Annotated in this window: 19 protein-coding genes; 4 read left to right on the forward strand and 15 right to left on the reverse strand. The window is 49.1% G+C overall.

All coding sequences use genetic code 11. The features are described from left to right. Positions 1-150: 150 nt before the first annotated feature. From der to rlmN, 8 genes are all read right to left on the reverse strand, one after another. Positions 151-1,623, reverse strand: a complete 1,473-nt coding sequence (der, locus tag IE064_RS17325) for a ribosome biogenesis GTPase Der (protein WP_133039915.1) — start codon at positions 1,621-1,623, stop codon at positions 151-153. A gap of 79 nt (positions 1,624-1,702) precedes the next feature. Beyond that, a complete protein-coding gene (bamB, locus tag IE064_RS17330) occupies positions 1,703-2,890 on the reverse strand; it encodes an outer membrane protein assembly factor BamB (protein ID WP_189618937.1) in 1,188 nt (395 codons plus the stop codon). 11 nt (positions 2,891-2,901) lie between these two features. Further along, positions 2,902-3,522 carry a YfgM family protein gene (locus tag IE064_RS17335; protein ID WP_189618938.1) on the reverse strand — a complete coding sequence of 207 codons (621 nt, stop codon included), beginning with the start codon at positions 3,520-3,522 and terminating at the stop codon, positions 2,902-2,904. Positions 3,523-3,537: 15 nt separating this feature from the next. Next, on the reverse strand, positions 3,538-4,818 hold the full coding sequence (hisS, locus tag IE064_RS17340; RefSeq protein ID WP_189618939.1) for a histidine--tRNA ligase: 1,281 nt from the start codon (positions 4,816-4,818) through the stop codon (positions 3,538-3,540). 106 nt (positions 4,819-4,924) lie between these two features. Beyond that, a complete protein-coding gene (ispG, locus tag IE064_RS17345; RefSeq protein WP_189618940.1) occupies positions 4,925-6,037 on the reverse strand; it encodes a flavodoxin-dependent (E)-4-hydroxy-3-methylbut-2-enyl-diphosphate synthase in 1,113 nt (370 codons plus the stop codon). A gap of 60 nt (positions 6,038-6,097) precedes the next feature. After that, positions 6,098-7,105, reverse strand: coding sequence for a cytoskeleton protein RodZ (gene rodZ, locus IE064_RS17350; RefSeq protein ID WP_189618941.1), 1,008 nt, complete (start codon positions 7,103-7,105; stop codon positions 6,098-6,100). Beyond that, positions 7,105-7,890, reverse strand: a complete 786-nt coding sequence (gene pilW / locus IE064_RS17355) for a type IV pilus biogenesis/stability protein PilW (RefSeq protein WP_189618942.1) — start codon at positions 7,888-7,890, stop codon at positions 7,105-7,107. Before pilW ends, rodZ begins: the two co-directional genes overlap by 1 nt. Positions 7,891-7,922: 32 nt before the next feature. Then, complete coding sequence (gene rlmN, locus IE064_RS17360; RefSeq protein ID WP_189618943.1) at positions 7,923-9,044, reverse strand: dual-specificity RNA methyltransferase RlmN; 1,122 nt, start codon at positions 9,042-9,044, stop codon at positions 7,923-7,925. A gap of 199 nt (positions 9,045-9,243) precedes the next feature. On the opposite strand from rlmN, the gene IE064_RS17365 reads away from it, so the two are divergent. Both IE064_RS17365 and IE064_RS17370 read left to right on the forward strand, forming a co-directional pair. Next, positions 9,244-10,317 (forward strand): CNNM domain-containing protein, encoded by a 1,074-nt coding sequence (locus tag IE064_RS17365; protein ID WP_189618944.1) that lies wholly within the window; start codon positions 9,244-9,246, stop codon positions 10,315-10,317. 100 nt (positions 10,318-10,417) lie between these two features. Next, positions 10,418-12,163, forward strand: coding sequence for a bifunctional metallophosphatase/5'-nucleotidase (locus IE064_RS17370; protein WP_189618945.1), 1,746 nt, complete (start codon positions 10,418-10,420; stop codon positions 12,161-12,163). Positions 12,164-12,168: 5 nt separating this feature from the next. Here the strand turns inward: IE064_RS17370 and IE064_RS17375 are convergent, their stop codons facing one another. Next, on the reverse strand, positions 12,169-13,065 hold the full coding sequence (locus tag IE064_RS17375; RefSeq protein ID WP_189618946.1) for a LysR family transcriptional regulator: 897 nt from the start codon (positions 13,063-13,065) through the stop codon (positions 12,169-12,171). Positions 13,066-13,213: 148 nt separating this feature from the next. On the opposite strand from IE064_RS17375, the gene IE064_RS17380 reads away from it, so the two are divergent. Together IE064_RS17380 and IE064_RS17385 are read left to right on the forward strand one after the other, a co-directional pair. Continuing rightward, complete coding sequence (locus tag IE064_RS17380) at positions 13,214-13,654, forward strand: DoxX family protein (protein ID WP_133039925.1); 441 nt, start codon at positions 13,214-13,216, stop codon at positions 13,652-13,654. A 16-nt stretch (positions 13,655-13,670) separates the two neighbouring features. After that, positions 13,671-14,360 carry a pirin family protein gene (locus IE064_RS17385; RefSeq protein WP_189618947.1) on the forward strand — a complete coding sequence of 230 codons (690 nt, stop codon included), beginning with the start codon at positions 13,671-13,673 and terminating at the stop codon, positions 14,358-14,360. 233 nt (positions 14,361-14,593) lie between these two features. On the opposite strand, the gene IE064_RS17390 is transcribed toward IE064_RS17385, so the two are convergent. The 6 genes from IE064_RS17390 to IE064_RS17415 form a co-directional block, all read right to left on the reverse strand. Next, a complete protein-coding gene (locus tag IE064_RS17390) occupies positions 14,594-15,118 on the reverse strand; it encodes a GNAT family N-acetyltransferase (protein ID WP_189618948.1) in 525 nt (174 codons plus the stop codon). Between the two features lie 147 nt (positions 15,119-15,265). After that, positions 15,266-16,555 (reverse strand): c-type cytochrome, encoded by a 1,290-nt coding sequence (locus tag IE064_RS17395; protein WP_189618949.1) that lies wholly within the window; start codon positions 16,553-16,555, stop codon positions 15,266-15,268. Positions 16,556-16,565: 10 nt separating this feature from the next. After that, a complete protein-coding gene (locus IE064_RS17400; protein WP_189618950.1) occupies positions 16,566-18,338 on the reverse strand; it encodes a GMC family oxidoreductase in 1,773 nt (590 codons plus the stop codon). Positions 18,339-18,340: 2 nt separating this feature from the next. After that, positions 18,341-19,045 carry a gluconate 2-dehydrogenase subunit 3 family protein gene (locus IE064_RS17405; RefSeq protein ID WP_189618951.1) on the reverse strand — a complete coding sequence of 235 codons (705 nt, stop codon included), beginning with the start codon at positions 19,043-19,045 and terminating at the stop codon, positions 18,341-18,343. Positions 19,046-19,621: 576 nt separating this feature from the next. Continuing rightward, positions 19,622-19,924 (reverse strand): NrfJ, encoded by a 303-nt coding sequence (locus IE064_RS17410; protein ID WP_133039930.1) that lies wholly within the window; start codon positions 19,922-19,924, stop codon positions 19,622-19,624. Positions 19,925-20,019: 95 nt separating this feature from the next. Next, on the reverse strand, positions 20,020-20,229 hold the full coding sequence (locus IE064_RS17415; RefSeq protein WP_189618952.1) for a DUF3820 family protein: 210 nt from the start codon (positions 20,227-20,229) through the stop codon (positions 20,020-20,022). Positions 20,230-20,426 lie beyond the last annotated feature (197 nt).

Here is a 20,426-nt window from a genome sequence, read left to right on the forward strand (position 1 = left end):
CGGCTAATTCTGCCAGAGAAAAGGAAAAGACAGCCTTACCCAAGAGCTGTATTGAAAAAAGCGGCGAAATATCCTTCACGCTCTAGAGATAAGAACGCCACTCGCTCTTAAGCGAGTGGCGTTAGGCTTAATTCCCGGCTTTTCCATCAGCTATTGGCGGTTTTTAATATGCGCCATCATCCGCTTGCGCCGCCGCTCTTGACTCAGCGTTAGCTTCTCCGTTTTTCCTTCAAACGGGTTGGCGCCTTCCTGGAAGCGCAGTTGGATCGGTGTTCCCACAATATTCAACGTACGGCGATAATAGTTCATCATGTAGCGTTTGTATGAATCCGGCAGTCTGGATACCTGATTACCATGGATCACAATAATCGGTGGGTTATACCCGCCTGCGTGGGCGTATTTCAATTTCACGCGGCGGCCATTCACCAATGGCGGCTGATGGTCATCTTGTGCCATCTGCATGATTTTGGTGAGCATTGATGTTCCCACCCTACGAGTGGCACTTTCATAAGCTTCTTCAATCGACTCAAACAGATGACCAACACCAGTGCCATGCAAGGCTGAAATAAAGTGAATACGGGCAAAATCGATAAAACCTAAGCGGCGATCAAGCTCTGTTTTCACGCGCTCTTTAATATCGGTATCGATACCATCCCATTTATTCACGGCAATCACTAAGGCTCGACCAGCGTTGATGGCAAAGCCCAACAGCCCCAAGTCCTGCTCCGCAATTCCTTCTCGGGCGTCGATCACCAGCAACACCACGTTAGCATCTTCGACAGCTTTAAGGGTCTTGATCACCGAGAATTTTTCAACGACATCATGCACCTTGGCGCGGCGACGAACTCCGGCAGTATCGATCAGCACATATTCACGGCCATCGCGCTCCATCGGGATATAAATTGAGTCGCGAGTGGTGCCGGGCTGGTCATAAACCACCACACGCTCTTCACCGAGGATACGATTGGTCAATGTTGACTTACCCACATTAGGCTTGCCGATAATCGCCAGCTTAATGGGTAATTCCTGCAGGCGCGCCTGCTCGGCTTCCGCTTCTTCTTCGGTATACTCGCGTAATGGTTTATGACTTTCTTCGCCATCTTCAGCGAATTCATCATCCTCTGCCATTGCTCTGGCAAATGGTGCCAATGCATTTTCGATCAGACTGGAGACACCACGCCCTTGTGCCGCAGCAATCTGGTGGATTTCCCCTAGGCCCAGCGCCCAGAATTCGGCAACTGCCGAGTCGCCGTCAATACCGTCAATCTTGTTTGCCACCAGGAAGGTCATCTTTTCCCGTGAACGCAAATATTGGGCAATCGCTTCATCGGCAGCGGTCAAACCGGCACGCGCATCAGTCATAAACAGCACAACGTCAGCTTCGGCAATCGCCGCTAGCGACTGTTCCGCCATTTTTGTTTCAATACCTTCTTCGCTACCGTCAATACCGCCGGTATCCACCACAATAAATTCGTGTCCAGAAAGAAAGGCTCGGCCATATTTACGGTCCCTGGTCAGGCCCGGAAAATCCGCTACCAATGCGTCACGGGTGCGGGTAAGCCGGTTGAACAGAGTCGATTTACCTACATTGGGTCGCCCCACCAGGGCCACGACAGGAATCATGCTTTTCCTCTTGAATTCTTAAACAACAAAAAGCCCCCGGGTTGACTCCCGGAGGCTTCGCTAGCGACCATTATACGCTTTATGGCAGTGAAATGGCAGCTATCTCTCCGGAACGGGTCTGCACATAAATTTTATCATCAACCACTTGAGGTTGACTGAATAGTCCAGAGCCATCGACTTTAATACGGCCGACAATTGTACCTGTTTCGCGATCGATAAAGTGCAGATAGCCTTCAAAGTCGCCGACCACCACATAACCGCGATATACGGCTGGTGATGTCAGTTGACGGTTTGCCAGTTGGCTATTATTCCATACTTCCAGACCGTTGCGCCGATCCACCGCATAGATATTACTGTGATCATCGACTAGGTAAAGATGTAAACCACCAGCAGCCAGTTCATCAAAACTGGAATATTTACGTGACCATACCACTCGACCACTGCGCATTTCTAGGCTGGCAAGATTACCGTTATAGCTAACCGCGTATATATTTTCACCCAACAACACCGGCGTCATATCGACATCCGCCATACGGCTGAATTCGTTGCCGCCTTTAGGGACATATATCGGCTGTTCCCAAGCGGGCTGACCATTGCTTTTAATGACCACCGCCACTTTACCGTCGGCAGTTCCAACGAAAAAACCACCTTCAGCATAGGCTGCAGATCCGGTTCCGCGCAACGTCAAGTTCGGCAACGCTGACTCATAGCTCCAGAGTTTGGCACCAGTATCAATGTTGAAAGCATCCAACGCGCCGGTAGAACTGTTTACAACCACGGTGTCTTCAGCCACAGTGGGAGCCGAGAGCAATTCACCACTAGCCATGGTATGCCACAACGGTTTACCGGTCTCGACGTCCAACGCCACCAGTAATCCGCTCTCGCCACCAACAAAAACCTTGTTTTGTGCAACCGTCACCCCGGCAGCCAAGCGGGCGCCGTTAGTTTCCTTCAGCGGTCCATCACCAAACAGCTCGTTAAAATCGACTTTCCATACCTCGTCGCCACTCTTTTCATCGAATGCAGCGACTTTGCCATCGCGTGATGCGGCAAAAATTTTACCGTAACGCACCGCAGGATGCAGCTTGGAATAGTAGTCACCTACGCCGTCACCAACTGAGTCATCCCAGACAATTGAAGGTTCCACCGACGGCGTGATATCCGGTAATGGGCTAACAGGTGCTTCATCTACATCACTGGAAGCACACCCAGCTAACGTTCCCACGACCAAACCACAGGCGACAAGCGTTTTACACCATGACTTCATCCGGTGGTTCCTTATGCCTGGTTAAGATTGTCAAGTTTCATCTGTAACGCTGGGCTGGAAGCCGCACCGCCTTTTTCAATAGCCGCCTGATAAGCCATTCTGGCCTTTGCGGCATCACCTTTGCGAACATAGAAGTCACCTTCCAGTTCAGCTTTTTCTGCCGCAAATGCGGCATCAGATACTTTGTCCAATGTCGCTAATGCGGCATCGAGTTGCCCTTGTTCAGCCTGAACCCGCGCTAATCGCAGGTTAGCAATAGCCGCCACTGATGCTGTAGGCTTATCGGCAATGACTTGTTGCAATGCCGCTGAGGCTTTATCAAGGTCGCCAGCTTCTGCAGCCGTTTTAGCCACGATCAGTTGCATCAAGGCAGCATAGCCCGGTTGGGAATGTGCTTTATCGAATTCGGCAGCCGCCGCCAAGGTGCTGGTTTCATCTTTGCTCTGAGATAAGGCAACGTTAAATGCTTCGGAGGCTGCTTCGGCTTTCTTAACCTGATAACCAGAATAGTAATTCCAGCCATACAGCGCGCCCAGACCGATGACGGCGCCAGCTAATATCGAAGAGCCATAGTCTTTCCAAAACGTTTTGATCGCTTCGACCTGTTGTTCTTCTGTGCTGTAAATTTCCACCCGCACTTCCCCTTATTATTTTTTGAGTTGTTCCGCCAGATAGGTTGCCAAAGCACTGCGTGCGATCAGTACTTGCTCACTGTCGTCACGCAAAGGTTTGACCGCTACCTTATTATCTGCCAATTCAGTTTCACCGATAATCAACGCATAGGTTGCGCCGCTCTTATCAGCGCGTTTGATCTGTTTTTTAAAATTACCACCACCACAGTGACTCATCACTCGCAATGTCGGCAAAGCCTGACGCAGCGCTTGTGCGACTTTAATCGCTTCTGCAACACATTCATCGCTGGTTGCCGTGACATAGACATCTACCGCCGATGGCACATCGGCAGTAAGTCCCAAGGTTTCCAACAACAGCACGATACGCTCAAGCCCCATGGCGAACCCGACAGCGGGGGTATCTTTACCACCCAACTGTCCGACTAGACCATCATAACGACCACCAGCCAGAACCGTGCCCTGCGCGCCTAGACTATCGGTCACCCATTCAAACACGGTGCGATTGTAGTAGTCGAGACCACGCACCAATCGAGGATTAACCCTGTATTGGATACCAACGGCTTGCAGTAGTTCACATAAGCGTGAAAAATGTGCCTTGGAGTCTTCACCGAGATAGTCCATCAGCACTGGCGCATCAGCCAATAGTGCTTGCACTTCAGGATCTTTGCTGTCCAGTACTCTCAGTGGGTTGCTGTACATGCGGCGCTGACTGTCTTCATCCAACACCTCTTTATGCTGTTCCAGAAAGGCCACCAGCGCTTCGCGGTAAGCAATGCGTTCCTGATTGTCACCAAGAGTGTTCAATTCCAGTGTTACATGCTCGCGCATGCCCAGCTTGTCCCACAGCGATGCTGACAGCATCAACACTTCAGCGTCGATCTCAGCGCTGGCGATGCCGTAAACTTCAACACCAAACTGGTGGAACTGCCGATAACGCCCTTTCTGTGGACGCTCATGCCGGAACATTGGGCCGATGTACCACAGCCGCTGTTCCTGATTGTACAGCAAACCATGCTCATTCCCGGCGCGAACCGTTGAAGCGGTACCTTCCGGTCGTAGCGTCAGACTGTCACCATTACGATCGGCAAAGGTATACATCTCTTTCTCGACAATATCGGTAACTTCCCCGATAGAACGTTTAAAGAGGTCGGTATTTTCCACGATGGGAGTACGGATTTCACTGTAACCGAATGACGCTACTGAAGCGCGTAATACCGCCTCAACCTTTTGCCACACGGGACTCTGGTCGGGCAGAATATCATTCATGCCGCGAATCGCTTGGATCTGTTTTGCCACTGTTAGACTCGTTTGTTCCAGGCCGGAAAGTTAAAAATGCCAGCATTATAAGCGGTTCAGCGATGATCGCCAAACCGCCGGATGACGCGTGGCTCACACTGCAGAATTATTCCTCTGCTTTGACATTAATGCGTTGGGCGAGCATCGCTGCTTTAGCGCGAATTCTAGCTTCCAAGGCATCGACCAGATCTGTATTGTCAAGGCGTTCTTTCTGCCGCACGCCATCCTCGTACAAGCCACTCTTATTGTGACCGCCAGCGAGACCGAGATCAGACACTAAGGCTTCACCGGGCCCGTTAACCACACAGCCAATAATAGACACATCCATTGCTGTGGTGACATCTTCCAGACGCTGCTCAAGTGCATTCACCGTATTAATCACATCAAATTCTTGGCGAGAGCAGGAAGGACAGGCAATAAAATTAATACCGCGGGAACGAATACGTAAAGATTTGAGGATATCAAAACCCACTTTGATCTCTTCTACGGGATCTGCGGCCAGCGATACACGAATAGTGTCACCGATGCCTTCCGCCAGCAGCATCCCCAAACCAACGGCAGATTTCACTGCGCCTGAACGGGCGCCACCGGCTTCGGTGATCCCAAGATGCAGCGGTTGTTTAATCTGCTGCGCCAGCAATCGATAGGAAGCCACCGCGAGAAAAACATCAGAAGCTTTCACTGACACTTTGAATTGATCGAAATTGAGCCGATCGAGAATGTCGACATGGCGCATTGCCGATTCCACCAAAGCTTCTGGCGTCGGCTCACCATATTTGTCCATCAGTTCTTTTTCAAGACTACCGCCGTTGACGCCGATACGAATTGGGATATTTTTATCGCGGGCGGTCTCCACTACTTGGCGGATACGTTCCTCATTGCCGATATTCCCTGGATTAATTCGCAGACAATCGGCGCCATATTCCGCAACCTTCAGCGCAATCCGGTAATCAAAATGAATATCGGCCACCAAGGGTACATTGGTCTGCTGTTTGATTAACTTGAACGCTTCAGCTGCATCCATGGTCGGCACCGAAACGCGCACAATATCGGCCCCAACACGTTCAAGGGCATGAATTTGCTTGAGTGTAGCGTCAACATCCGTAGTGCGGGTGTTGGTCATCGACTGCACGGCGATAGGGGCACCATCACCAATAGGCACTTTTCCAACATAGATACGAGTTGACGGGCGGCGTTTGATAGGCGATTCAGTGTACATCGTATTCTGCTCTGTCTCTTAATCTGACCGAATTACGACCAGCATAAATTCTTGGGTATTTCAGGCTTGCGGGAGAGTCAGTCGGGCAACCCGACCAACAGGAAAACGGGCAAGGTCAACCGCCATCCCATTAAAGCTAAGGCTGACGCTTTGCGGGGCTCCCAGTACTAGACTGATAGGTGCTTTACCACTAACAGCAATGCTCTTGCCCGCAGATTTAAGGCCATCCACCAGCGTATTACCATCGGCATCGGTAGCCTTAATCCAACAATCCCCTTGTAAGACAATATCCAGTTTCGCATTTAGAGCTGTGTCGGGGACGGTTGTATCACTATTAGTAGTATCGGTTGGCGTAACTTGGGCGGCGGGTGGTGAAAGTTCATCCGTTGGTGTGTCAGCTTCTGCTGTTAGCGTTACTGAGGTTCCGGTCACTGGTGCCTGAACGCCGTTATCCTGAACGCCAGCGTCATTACTCGCAACTGTCATACCAGGATTTTCTATCGGGGTATCTTCCGCTTTGGGACCATTACTATCACTAGCATTCACTGTCGCCGCTTGCTGGTCAGCAGTTGTTGCAGCCAAGTCTGACTCTGGTTGCAGCTCTTCCACCGTTGGTTTAGAGAAAGTCCCAGTGACATCGGCAGGTTTCTGTAACCACCACAGCACCAATAATGCTAGTGACACAATGACGATCAGATACGTTACGATCATCAACCAATTATCACGATTTTTCTGGGTTGTCTTACGGGAAAAACTCTGCATCACCGGGGCGGTAATAACTGGCACCTGTCGCGATAAGCAAGCCTCGATACATTGGGAGTCAACTTCCAGAAATCGCGCATAGTTGCGGACATACCCACGCACATAGGTGCTAGATGCTATATTGCAAAATTCGTCGTTTTCAATATCCGCTACAATGGATGCCCGCAGGTGCAACCTCGCAGCAACGTCCTGCTGACTGAGTCCTTTGTTCTCGCGTGCATGTCGCAATATTGTGCCGAGCGTTTCCTCGTGCTCGGTCGCGTGTTTGTCATCATCCTTGCTGACATCGTCATTAATATCTGTCATCAGTGCATACTTGCCCGGTATTCTTTTGCTTGGGGGGAACTGGGAAATTTAGCCAATAGCAGCACGCCATATCGTTTGGCGGCTTCAATATTGTTCAACCCATGCTCAATTTTTATTGCTAGCGCTAAACTGAGAGCCGAATCGACAGCAACTTTATGATAACGCTCAAGTTGCAGCTTTGCAGCCTGAAAATCCTGTTGTTCCAGTGCTATTTCCATCAGTTCCAGTAGCGACACCTGTCTGGTTGGCTCATACTTTAACGCCATCTCAAAATACTGTCTCGCTTTTTCTAACTCCCCCGCTTTATGCTGACAAAGACCAAGGTTTTCGTATGTTGAAGCGGTACGAGTGTATTTAGGATTGCCGATAGCACGGAGAAACATTTTTTCTGATTTGGCGTACTTACCATTCTGACACAGAAATACCCCAAAGTTATTGGCAGCATCGCCGGTAGCGTTACTGGAATTGACGGCCCGTTCGTAAGTGTCCTCAGCTTTCTGTGTCTCACCAACGGTCTGATAGTAATAAGCCATGGCGACATTAACCTCTTCCAATTCAGGGGCATACCCCATGGCTTTATCTAAATTGAATTTTGCTTGCTCACTATTGCCATTCTTAAGATAAGTGAGTCCGAGTTGTATGCGCTCTAAGGCCGCCGCGTTTCTATCAAATTTGTGTTCAACCACCGGAATATCGGTACCCGCATAGGTCTTTTCCGTCACACATCCAGGCAGCGAAGTGCACATGGCTGCCAGCATCGCCAAACCCCACACTCCATGCTTCATTGGCAAACCCTTTGATGTTGACAAACAATACGTTAACTCATTGTGACCGATATTTGGTTTTGTTGCATGCGTTTTTTTGTCAAACGCTTAGTACGGTCACGAATGTCACCGGCTAACTGGCCACAAGCCGCATCAATGTCATCGCCGCGGGTTTTACGGACAATAACGGTCAATCCATACTCCATTAATACTTTGGCAAACCGATCAATGCGTGAATTTGAAGAACGGCCATAAGGCGAACCAGGATAAGGGTTGAACGGGATCAGGTTAACCTTACAGGGAGTATCTTTCATCAGTTCGGCAAGTTCATGGGCCTGTTCCGTGCTGTCATTGATATGATCCAACATCACGTACTCAACGGTTACGCGGCCCCGGTTGGCGTTGGATTTACCAATGTAACGGCTAATGCCCGCCAGAAACTCTTTTAATGGATATTTCTTGTTGATAGGCACCAATTCGTTTCGCAACTCATCGTTTGGCGCGTGAATGCTGACCGCCAATGCCACATCTAACACATCACCGAGTTTGTCCAGCGCCGGTACTACCCCAGACGTTGAAACGGTGACCCGCCGTTTGGACAATCCAAAGCCAAAATCGTCTAGCATAATATCCAGTGCAGGCACTAGGTTAGCCATATTGAGTAAAGGTTCGCCCATACCCATCATCACAATATTGGAGATGGGTCGATCACCCGTTTCATACTTAAGCCCAAGAAAACGCGAGACACGCCAAATTTGCCCAACAATTTCGCCAACGGTGAGATTGCGGTTGAAGCCCTGTTGAGCAGTCGAACAAAAGGTACATTCCAAGGCACAGCCGACCTGTGATGACACACATAGCGTCGCCCGGTCATCTTCTGGGATATACACCGTTTCCACTTCCTGCCCTTCACCCACATTGATAGCAAACTTGATGGTGCCATCGGCAGATTTCTGGTAACCAGAAATCTGTGGCGCCACAATTTCACATTTAGCGCTCAGTTTGGCGCGCAGGTGCTTGTTGATATTGCTCATCTGTTCGAAATCATCAATGCCGTAGTGGTATATCCACTGCATGACCTGATCGGCGCGGAATGGCTTTTCACCCAATTCGGCGAATAACGCACGCATCGCTTTACGATCAAGATCCAGCAAATTGATCTTTTTTTCGTCCATTTGATTTACCTCACAGCAAAACCCGCAACAGGGCGGCGAATTATACAGATCACCGTTGATTTTAGCCAGAGACTGCACCAAATAACCAACACTATTACAACCCCAATAGATAGCAACACAATTAAGTTCTGTTAAAGTTAACTATGGTTAACTTATGTCTTCTAATTATGTCTCCTAGGGAGAACTGGTTCCCTATTCTATGTTTGCTTTAGTCATTACGGTGTTGGTTGCTATCAGCATCTCGTTTCTGTGCAGCGTCTTTGAAGCGGTGCTGTTGTCTGTTACCCCAAGCTATATCGCAAACCTGCGAAATTCGGCACCTCAGGCAGCAAAACGGCTTGAACAACAAAAGCAGCAGGTGGAGTCGCCACTGGTTGCGATTTTAACCCTCAATACCATTGCCCACACCGTTGGCGCTGCGGTAGCAGGCGCTCAAGCGGCACATCTGTTCGGTGATGAGATGTTAGGAGTGTTTTCCGGTGTTCTGACGTTCCTCATTCTGTTTTTTTCCGAGATTATTCCAAAAACCCTTGGGGCTAACTACTGGCGTAGTCTGGCCCCCACGGTATCGTTGATGCTGCTGTGGATGGAGCGGCTATGTCTGCCACTGATCTGGGCCTCTAATAAGGTCACTAAACTTTTTGGCAAAGGTGACTCCGGCCAATATATCCGTCAGGAAATCAGTGCGATGGCTAAAATTGGAGTGGAATCTGGAGAATTGAACCGTCAGGAAAGTAAGATCCTGACGCAAATGATGAAGGCCCGCGATATGCCAGCAAGTGCAATTATGACACCGCGAACCGTGATGTTTACCCTACCTGCATCAATGAGCCAACAAGAATTCGTGCGCGAACATCTGTATAAACCCTTCACGCGTATTCCGGTATATCAGGATGATCACGACAATATCATAGGTTACATCAACCGTACCGATGTCCTATTAGCGGAGCGTTATACTCCGCAAGGGCCGATAGGTGATATCAAGCGTCAACTGCTGGTGGTGCCAGATTCGGCGCGGATCCTGCCGCTGTTTGAGCTCATGATAAAACGTAACACCCAAATCGCTATGGTCGTTGACGAATATGGCAGTACACGCGGATTAGTGTCGCTGGAAGATATTATTGAGTCGCTGTTGGGATTAGAAATAGTTGATCTCAACGACCCGGCCATTGATATGCAGCAGTTGGCACGCCAATTGTGGGAAAAACGGATGCAGGACAAAGGTATTCGCTTGTCTGAAGACAATGCAGCGCCAGAATCTCCGCATCAGTGATTAACTCTTGCTTGTACAATCCAGTGTAAGGGGTCACCAAAACGGCCCTTGTGCTGTCAGACGTCAGGTGTACAATCTCTGTTTGGTTTCAGAGGATGTTATGACTTACCGTTTAACGCTCGCACATATCAACGATACCCACTCCCATTTTGATCCCAGTCTGGTGCAGTTCAAAGTACAACTGCAGCATGGACAGTTTACCCTCGCCTGTCACAGTGGTGGCTACAGCCGTATTGCTGCACAAGTGGCGAAACTGCGACAACAAGCTCAAGAACAGCAGCGGCAGATGCTGTTTCTGCATGCAGGTGACAGCTTTCACGGCACACTGTTTTACAGCAAATTTAATGGTCGAGCCAACGCGCGACTGCTGGAATTACTGCAGCCGGATGCTATGACGATTGGTAATCATGATATTGATGATGGCAATGTGGTATTGGCAGATTTTATCCGCACCGTCTCGTTTCCGGTGATGGCGGCCAATATGGACATTAGCCATGAAGTGGCGAAGAAAAGTGGCAGTTTCCGAGGGCTGGAAAATCTCTACGCCTGGAATGAACAAGCGGGTATTGGTCGCTATCTGTTACGGGAGTTTTATGGTCGTCAGCTGGCGATTATCGGCATCACCCTCGATCAAATGAAAAAAGTGGCAAGGCCGGATCCAGATACTGAGTTCCTTGACGCCATCGCCACCACCAAAGCCACGGTTCAGCATCTGAAGCGGCATGGCGTTGACCATATCCTATTACTGAGCCACCTTGGCATAGAGCAGGATAAACAACTTGCGGCGGAAATTGCGGATATCAGTCTGATTATCGGTGGACACACTCATACGCTGATGGGTGATTTTGCTGACTTAGGGCTTCCGTGCATGCCCTATGCAACAGCAGTAAACGGAATTCCGATTATCCATGCTGGCAAGCATGCTGAAACGCTGGGCATTGCAGATATTGAGTTTGATGAACAAGGTCGGGTAACGCAGATCCAAGGTTCTAGCCATTTTATGCTGGATCGCCACTTTATGTTAAGCGGCGAAACCACGGCTTCCGAACACGATTATAGGGAAGCACAAGAGCGCCTAGCGAGTCACACTGGCATTTTGTGGGATGAGCAGGATGCGCAGATAAATCAGGTAATCGATACTGAATTTCGGCCCGCTATCAGCAACATGGAACAGCAAGTTCTGGCATTTTTGCCAAAAACCTTACTGCACACGCGCCTGCCAAGTCGCAGCTTGCCTCACGGCAGTGAAATTGCACCATGGGTCAGTCAGAGTATGTTTTTGGCGGCGAAAACCCAAGACCCACGAGTGAATTTTGCCTTGCATAATGCTGGTGGCGTGCGCCAATCGCTGGTCCAAGGGCAGATCACGCTGGCCGATGTGATGGGAAGATTGCTGCCGTTCGAATTACCGCTGGTCAAATACGAAATTGCTGGCGACGCATTGTTTCGCGTCTTGGAATCCGCCATCAATGCCGCCACCAACAACAGTGTCATCGGCACCGGCGCGGGCAGTTTTCCCTATACCTACGGATTACGCTATTTCTATGATGGCCGACTGGCCCTTGGACAACGATTGTTCCGATTGGAACTACTAAACCCACTCGGCGGCTGGCAACCGCTGCAACGAGATGACTTTTATGTGGGCGTATCTACCAGCTATACCGCCAGCGGCAAAGAAGGCTACGATGCACTACTAGAGGCACGCTGGCAGCAAGCATTGCCGGAAGTCACCTTGCCGAGTGCGTTTATTCAGCTGTTACAGCAATCACCTACATTTGATCCCCAATTACCACCTACGGTGTACTATACCAGCCACCTAGCGGAAATGGCTGACGGTAAACGTTAAGTAGCTCAGCCAGTTAACCAAGTTTGTTGCTGTAAATGTTGCACAAACCAGCTGAGCGCTTTACCACTTTCGCCTTTGCGCCAGGCCATATACATAGGCAAAGGTGGCCTGGGTAACGCTACGTTACGTACGACCAAGGTTCCATCCTCTAGTTGCTGGCGGATCAGGTGTAAGGGTAAGAAGCCTACTCCGGTTCCCTGCTGTTGCAGACGCACCTTATCGGTCATGGATGAAACGCGGATCTGCTGGCGACTGGCGAAAATACCACTGGAGCGCTGCAATAATGACTGCGAGCTGTCGGAAACGACAATTGACGGGAATTGTAGCAAGGCTTCAGCAGGGATCTCTGCACTGTGTTGCGCCAAAGGATGTTGTGGTGCGACCGCAAACACAAACGCCACTTCACCCAAAGGGCATAGTTCATATTGTCCTCGCGGTAACTCACCGGAAACCCCAATAGCAATATCGGCACGTCCAGAATAGAGTGCGTCCCAACCGCCACCCAGCACCTCTTTGGAAAGACTGATAGTAACCTGCTTACCAAGATCCGTGAACGCCGCCACCGTCTTCATCAAGGGTTCATCCGGCAAAATACTGTCCAGAGCCAACGCAATACTGGTTTCCCAGCCAGTCTCGAGTTGCCGCACGGCATCTTCCAGCCTGGCCGTGGCAGCCAAAATTTCCCGCCCCTGCGTCAGCACTAATTGACCCACTGCCGTCAGTTGCGCACGGGTGCCCTTACGTTCAAATAATCTGCTGCCGAGATCCTGCTCCAACTTTTGTACCGTATAAGTTAACGCCGATGGCACCCGAAAAAGCGACTCGGCTGCCGCCGCGAAACTGCCCTTTTTATCGATGGCATCCAATACCTTAAGCGCGTCAAGATTGATTGCAGGGTGCATAAAATTTCCAATATTCAAATTTTTTGAAATTTAACTTCAAAATGTTCCGATTTTCAAGTGCCACTGTGCTGACTAAACTTGCTTTCAACGACGGGGAGTTCCCCAAATCCTGACGTAAACAGGATTCAAATTTACTGAGGAAAGCATCATGAAAAAACTTATCGCAAAGCTCGTTAACAACAATGCTGGTTACGCTCCACTGATTATGCGCGTTCCCGTTGGCTTAACGCTGATGGCCCATGGTAGTCAAAAACTGTTTGGCATGTTTGGTGGTTACGGGTTGGAAGGAACTGGTCAATGGATGGCATCCATTGGACTGACCCCAGGATACCTGATGGCATTGCTGGCCGGCTCAGGCGAATTCTTTGGTGGTCTGTTGCTGTTATTGGGTCTGTTATTACGTCCGGCAGCCGCAGTAGTTGCATTCACCATGTTGGTCGCACTGTTTACGGTACATATTCACAATGGCTTGTTTATGGCCAATAACGGTTACGAATATGCGCTGACACTGGCCGCTATCGCCGTCTCACTGGTGATATCGGGTGCGGGCAAAGTATCGTTGGATAACATTATCGCGCGTAAAGTTTAACCTGGAGGAACCTCTGATGATCAACGTAAGAAAAGCATCTGAACGTGGCCAAGCCGATTTTGGCTGGCTCCAGAGCCGTCATACCTTTTCATTTGGTAACTACTATGACCCACGTTATATGGGCGTATCCGCCCTGCGGGTGATTAACGATGACAGAGTAATACCTGGGCAAGGATTTGCGACGCACGGGCACCGGGATATGGAGATCATCAGTTATGTTATCTCTGGCACTATTGCCCACAAGGACAGCTACGGCCATGTGAAAGATCTGCCCGCAGGAGAATTTCAGTTGATGTCTGCCGGCAGTGGCATTTATCACAGTGAGTACAATCCTTCAGCAACTGAGCCACTGCACTTTTTGCAAATCTGGATCCAGCCGGCAACCACCGGCGGCCAACCAGAATATCAGCAGAAAGCCTTTGAACAGACTGAAGCGCTCACCGCTGTGATTACCCCAGATGGTAGAGACGGCACACTGCGGATAAAACAGGATGCCACCGTATATCGTCTGCAACTAGCAGATGCTGAACAGCTGACATTGCCACTGACCAACAGCCGCACACTGTACTTGCAACTGATTAAGGGCGAGCTAACACTGAATGGCACCCAGCTCAATGTAGGCGATGGCGTCAGTGTCACTGATGAACAATTACTGTCGCTACAGGCTAGCGATAACGTTGAAGCGCTGGTATTCGACCTGCCGTAAGCCAATAACAGCGCCATAGCGGTAACGATGAAAAACAGCTATGGCATTGTTACTTCGATATCAATCCCCCGTTAAATGCGGGGGATTTTTTTGCATTGTGCTCACGGGTTAGACGGGTTAGCACGGCATCTTTGGTCCACAGCGTCCATCATCATGAAGCCCAAACACGGCGCAAGTGGCAAACATCAGTGAGCACCAAAATATCCGGTACCTGACGACACAATGATGAGGTCTTACTGCTCCGGCATACTTATGTTACTTGCAGTTATTGGGCAGTACATTAGAAAGCTGGTGAGTTGCTGGCCAGATTTTTCCTGATAACAACGATGGTGACTGCGAAACCCTTGGCGCTCAAACACCGTCTTAGATTGCATCGACGCATGGGTGCTGAGTCGTGGAAACGCCTGTTGTTGCGCCCATTGTTTTACTACCGTGATCAGCTGTGCCGCTACTCCTCGGCGCTGCCATGCCGGTAGTACATATAAACAGCTGATGTAACCCAACTCACCATACTGACGTTCAACCTGCACAAAGCCAATGCATCGGCCACCACTATCTAACGCCAGCCACGCCGTACTATGGCGTAAACGCAATTGCCAATATTTATCTGAACGAGGCGCACGCGACCAAGCATGACACTGGGCGGCGGAATAAAAGCCCCCAGCGAGAGCTTGTACGGCCTGATGATAGACTTGCGAGACTTCTGCGGCTAAATGCCGATGGTGTGCATGAGAATAGAGAACCAGGGTTGTCGCCATTCAGCGCAAACCTCAATAAAGGTGGTAAACGCGTTGATTTTTGCTGCTACACCCCATAAACGCAAGCAGTTTTCAGCATCAGCATCGGAATGCACTGCCACCATAAAGAAAGCCACCATTTAGGTGGCTTTCTAGCGGAGGATCTTTTTATGGACGAGTAGCATTCATAACCGATTGAGGAATAGTTTGCCGTACTTTGGCAACCTCTTCCGCTGTCACAGCTGCTGCCTGATTATTCCAGGCATGGCGTACAAACGTCAGTAACTGCGCCACTTCATCATCATTCAGCCGCCAACCAAAAGCAGGCATAGCCAACGCTTCTGGAGCTCCTTTGGTCGAAGGTAAACGCGCCCCGGCTAACACCACATGAATTAAACCACTGGGGTCTTCATCATTAACCAGTGCATTGCCATCCAATTTCGGAAATACCCGTGCAGCCCCCTGCCCTTCAGTAAAATGACAAGCACTACAGTTATCAAGATACAACCGCGCCCCAGAGTTAATGCCTACTTTAGCGCTGTTGAGTTCATCGCTGGTTTTCTTGGTCGCTGCCGCTGTCATGGCTAGAGCCTTACCATCTCCTGGCAGCGATTTCAGATAATCGGCAATTGCGGCTAGATCCTCCTGAGTCAAATAACTCATACTATGAGTAATCACTGAGGTCATTTCACCAGCAACGGCAGTGGTGTTATTACGGCCATTGGCAAGATAGTCGATAATTTCGGCTTTACTCCAGTTTGCCAAAGCGCCTTTATCACCGCCTCTGAGGCTAGGAGCTTGCCAAATCCCCACTTTACCGCCACTCAGGAAACTAGCATCAGACTCATCATAGCTTTTTTCCTGGAAGGCTATGCCGCGAGGAGTATGGCAACTACCACAGTGACCTAAACCTTGTACCAGATAGGCGCCACGATTGAAGTTATCGGACTTAGAAGGTTGCGGTTGATAGGCTTTATCGTTAGCAAACATCCAGTTCCAAAAACTAATCCCCCAACGCTGATTAAATGGAAAACTTAATGCGGTTGTCGGCGCTTGTTGATCAACAGCGGCCACACCTTCCATAAAATAAGCGTACAGAGCTTTAACGTCATCCGCAGTCAATATGGCATAATCTGGATAAGGCATTGCCGGATACAAATTGCTGCCATCCGCACGTTTACCATGTCTCAACGCCGCATCAAATTGCGCCAACGTGTAGTTGCCAATTCCAGCAGTTTTACTCGGGGTAATATTGGTGGAATAAATTTTGCCAAACGGGCTGTCAATTGCCAGACCACCCGCAAATGGCGCGCCATTTGGGATAGAGTGGCAAGCAATACAGTCCCCTGCGCGGGAAAGATACTCGCCTTTTTCGATGGTTGCTTTATCAAAAGCTTGTGCTGCAGTTGTCGCGAACAGGGCCAACGGCAACAGCATCATAATCAGATTGCGTTTCATCTGCTGCTCCTCACGCTTGTACCAATGGACCTGGATGTTTCAGGTATTGCTCTTTAATTGCTTTGGCTGACCAGTACGCCAAGGCACCAACCAGCATGGTCGGGTTGTACTGCAGGTTCTGCGGAAATGAACTTGATCCCAGCACAAAGACGTTATGGACATCCCAACTTTGCTGATAACGATTGAGCACACTGGTTTTAGGATCGGTGCCCATAATCGCACCGCCTACATTATGAGTGGTCTGATATGGACGGACATCGTAGTGAGTCCCGATGTCTTTAAATGATACCTTCAGAAAATCGGGGTTAAGTCCCTTTGCCAACGCTGTCACTTTGTGTTTCATAAACTGGGTCATACGCAGATCATTTTCTTTCCAGTCAAAGGTTAAGCGCAGTAACGGCAAGCCATGATCGTCTTTGTAGTTGGGATCTAAACTCAAATAACAATCACGGTAAGACATATTGGAACCATGAGAGCTAATACTCATGGAATGGCCGTAGTAATCTTTGGCGGCTTTTTTCCAGCCGGCACCCCAGCTTGGCGTTCCTGGAGGTAATGGCAGACTGTGAATAGGCTGTCCATTGGTTTGAGCTGCTAACAAATAGGAGCCACCAATAAAGCCTTCTTTGGCAAAATCAATCTGGTTGATGGCAAAGTCATCAACGGTAGTGGCATTGCTACCAGCACCAATGAATGGGTTAAACACTTTGTCCTTAAAGAACAGTGTTGCACCACCCATCATCTGATAAGCGTAGTTGCGTCCGACAGTACCTGTGTTGGAAACCGGATCATAAGGCTGGCCGATGCCAGACAGCAATAGTAAGCGGACATTGTTGTAGGCAAAGGTACCGACCACCACTAACTTGGCCGGTTGAAATACTTCCTCACCATTGCCATCTATATAGGTAACCCCGGTGGCAGTCTTCTTATCATCACTCAGATTGACCTTGATGACTTCACATCCGGTGCGGTAAGCAAAATTCTTATGTTGCTTTAACGCCCCCAGAATAGAGGTTTGCGGGGAGGCTTTCGAGTAATTAATACAACCATATCTTTCACAGAAACCACAGAAATTACATGGGCCTAACTGCATACCATAAGGATTGGTATAAGCTTCCGACGCATTGGATGACGGCAACGGGAAAGGATGCAGTCCTTGCGCCTTAGCGGCGTCAGAAAACATGGTATCGTTTAGTGTACGTTTCAGTGGTGGCAACGGGTATTCGCTACTACGAGGCCCCTCAAACGGATTACCACCTTCCTGGATTTTGCCGTTGATGTTACCGGCTTTTCCAGACACCCCTAGTACTTTGTCAAAGAAATCAAAGTGTGGTTCCAGCTCTTCATAGCTGACACCATAATCCTGAATAGTCATGTCCTTTGGAATAATATTTTTGCCGAAGGTATCCTCAACATAACTACGCAAATGCAACTCTTCTGGCATGGGGCGCCAGGTATGACCGTTCCAGTGAGTACCCGCACCGCCCACGCCATCACCAGGTAGGAAAGAGCCTAAATGTCGATAGGGTAAGGCAGTTTCCACCAAACTATGGCGCACTGTAATGGTACTTTTAGCAGGTTTCGCCATCAGCTTGTAACGAACCCCATAGGTCAACTCATCAGCCATTTTGGGGTAAGCAAAATCTGGCACGGTATCGCGATCTTCACCGCGCTCAAGCGCCAGCACATTCAAACCTTCTTGAGCTAACTCTATGCCCATAATGGCATTGGTCCAGCCCAGCCCTACTAACACAACATCTACTGGTTGTTCTTGCCGAGACATGATTACCCCCTATCGCCATTGATACTGACAGGCCCCATTGGATAAGGGACATTGTGCAAATCTACCCATTCTAGGTATGATGCGCGGGCACCAGGGAAACCAATCATTTTCCATGCGGCCATATCTTTGTTACCGCCATGAATAGGATCAGCGAAATAACCTTCTTTGGTGTTCTGCAACAGAAAATCAAAGAACTGTTTCGCACTCACATCGGTAAGCGCTACCTGTCCTGATTGCAGTTGCGTTAACAATGCATCCTGTTGTTCCGCTGATAAATCAGCAAAGACTTTACCGAATGTTTTCTGGCAGTAGGCATCCGTTGCTGCAATGCCCTTCTGATAGGTTTGCGCAGGAGTTAGCGGTGATTGGTATCCCAGTTCAGCCGGGGCTTCCAGAAATGGCCCTTTCATATACCAGTCTTTCGCCTGACCAAAATCGCCTTGTAACTGCCGATCAATGAAGAGCGGAACATTGGCCTGTAATGCCCCGGGGCCGTTATCGTCGGCGGGGATCAACCGATCACAAGCGGCCAACACAAAATGCCACTCTGCTTCGTTGAAAAAAACCGGCTTATATTGCGACAGTTCGGGTGCTGTGCTGGCATTTGCTGACAGCATTACGCCGCTGCCAAGGGCTGAAGCGGAGATAACCCACATCGCACCTTTCATAAAACGGCGACGGGAATCATCTGTATGATTTGAATCCATAGGAACTCCTGCATATCCTGATACGACCTCGCATCTGCCTGCATACATCAGGCAAACGCTCTGTCGGCAGTCGTGCGGCAGAAACAGGGTTCCGTCGGTAGTTACGGCTTAATCCGTCTATACAGAGCAGCGAAAAACGTTTGTCTGACCAAACAGGGTCAATGCTGCGTTAAGCACTACATTTGAGTAAGAGAAAGGGACTTTTCCTATAACCTACGGTGTATAGAAAAAGAGACTCTAGGCTTTACTGGTGAAAAAGATGATCTAGTTCAAGAAAATAAAAACCGGGGTCGTCTGCTTTCTTGATGTTATATAGTGCTGCTGTATTATCTGTTGCATCTTGGGGTAGGCGCAACCTACAGCAGTATGAAATTATGTTATTCAGTTATTTCCCAAAACGAATAGCCGCACGAAACCATAAGTGACAGTTGATTAATCGGCATCCCCAGTCATTTCACGGTATGTCCCTCAATATTCCGCAAAGTATCAAGGCGGCGGTATATTCCAGATAAAAAAACACCCGACAATCGTGGAAGCATTATTGCCGGGTGTGTTGGAATTTTTTACTCAAGCGCATTATTTTTTGGCAATTTCGCCTACAAACATCAGCTTGTCAAAAGTACGCTTCAGTGTCTTGCTGGTAAAGTTAGTCATCCACATCTGTTCAACGACTTGCACTTTATCGCCTTTATCCACTTTTACCTGTGGACCGGCTGCCCAGAAGGTATTATCACCTTCTTTTACCTGAACATAGGTATAGCCACCGCTATCCATTGTGTCCAGCACAGTGCCTTCATGTACTTTACCCATTGCCCATGCGGATACAGAAATACCGAGGACCATAGCGGCAGCTGCCAGAATTTTTGCCAGTTTTACCATGTGAATCAATTCCTGTTGTCAATAAAACTACTTGTTATTAAAGCACGGCTTACATCATAAATCACTAATAGGGGTCACACTTTTATTGCACGCTGCTATTTCAACAACGGACGCAGCATCGCTTCCAAACCATTGAGTTTGACTTCGTAAACTAATGCCAGCTGTTGCCCCAATTTACCAGCAGGAAAACCCTCACGATGAAACCACACTAAGTATGGCTCAGGCAGCTCCAGTAATTTTCGTCCGGCATACTTGCCAAAAGGCATGACTTGATTGATCGCTTCCAGCAGCTCTTGTTGCACCATTAAGTCCTCTTTATGCATCTGCATTTTTCCGCAGAATAATCAGGCCGCGGTAATTTGTGTTCTTTTGCATCTAAATAACTGTTCCAAATAGTAGATCACAGGAAGGGAACTCAGTCCTGTTTGAGCGATCAGATCTATCGCCAAACAAACCCACCACTCGCCGAGGACTGAGAATGGCCATCTTAGCACCACTATGC

The organism is Shewanella fodinae (assembly GCF_014651955.1).
In the GTDB taxonomy this organism is placed as follows: domain Bacteria; phylum Pseudomonadota; class Gammaproteobacteria; order Enterobacterales; family Shewanellaceae; genus Shewanella; species Shewanella fodinae.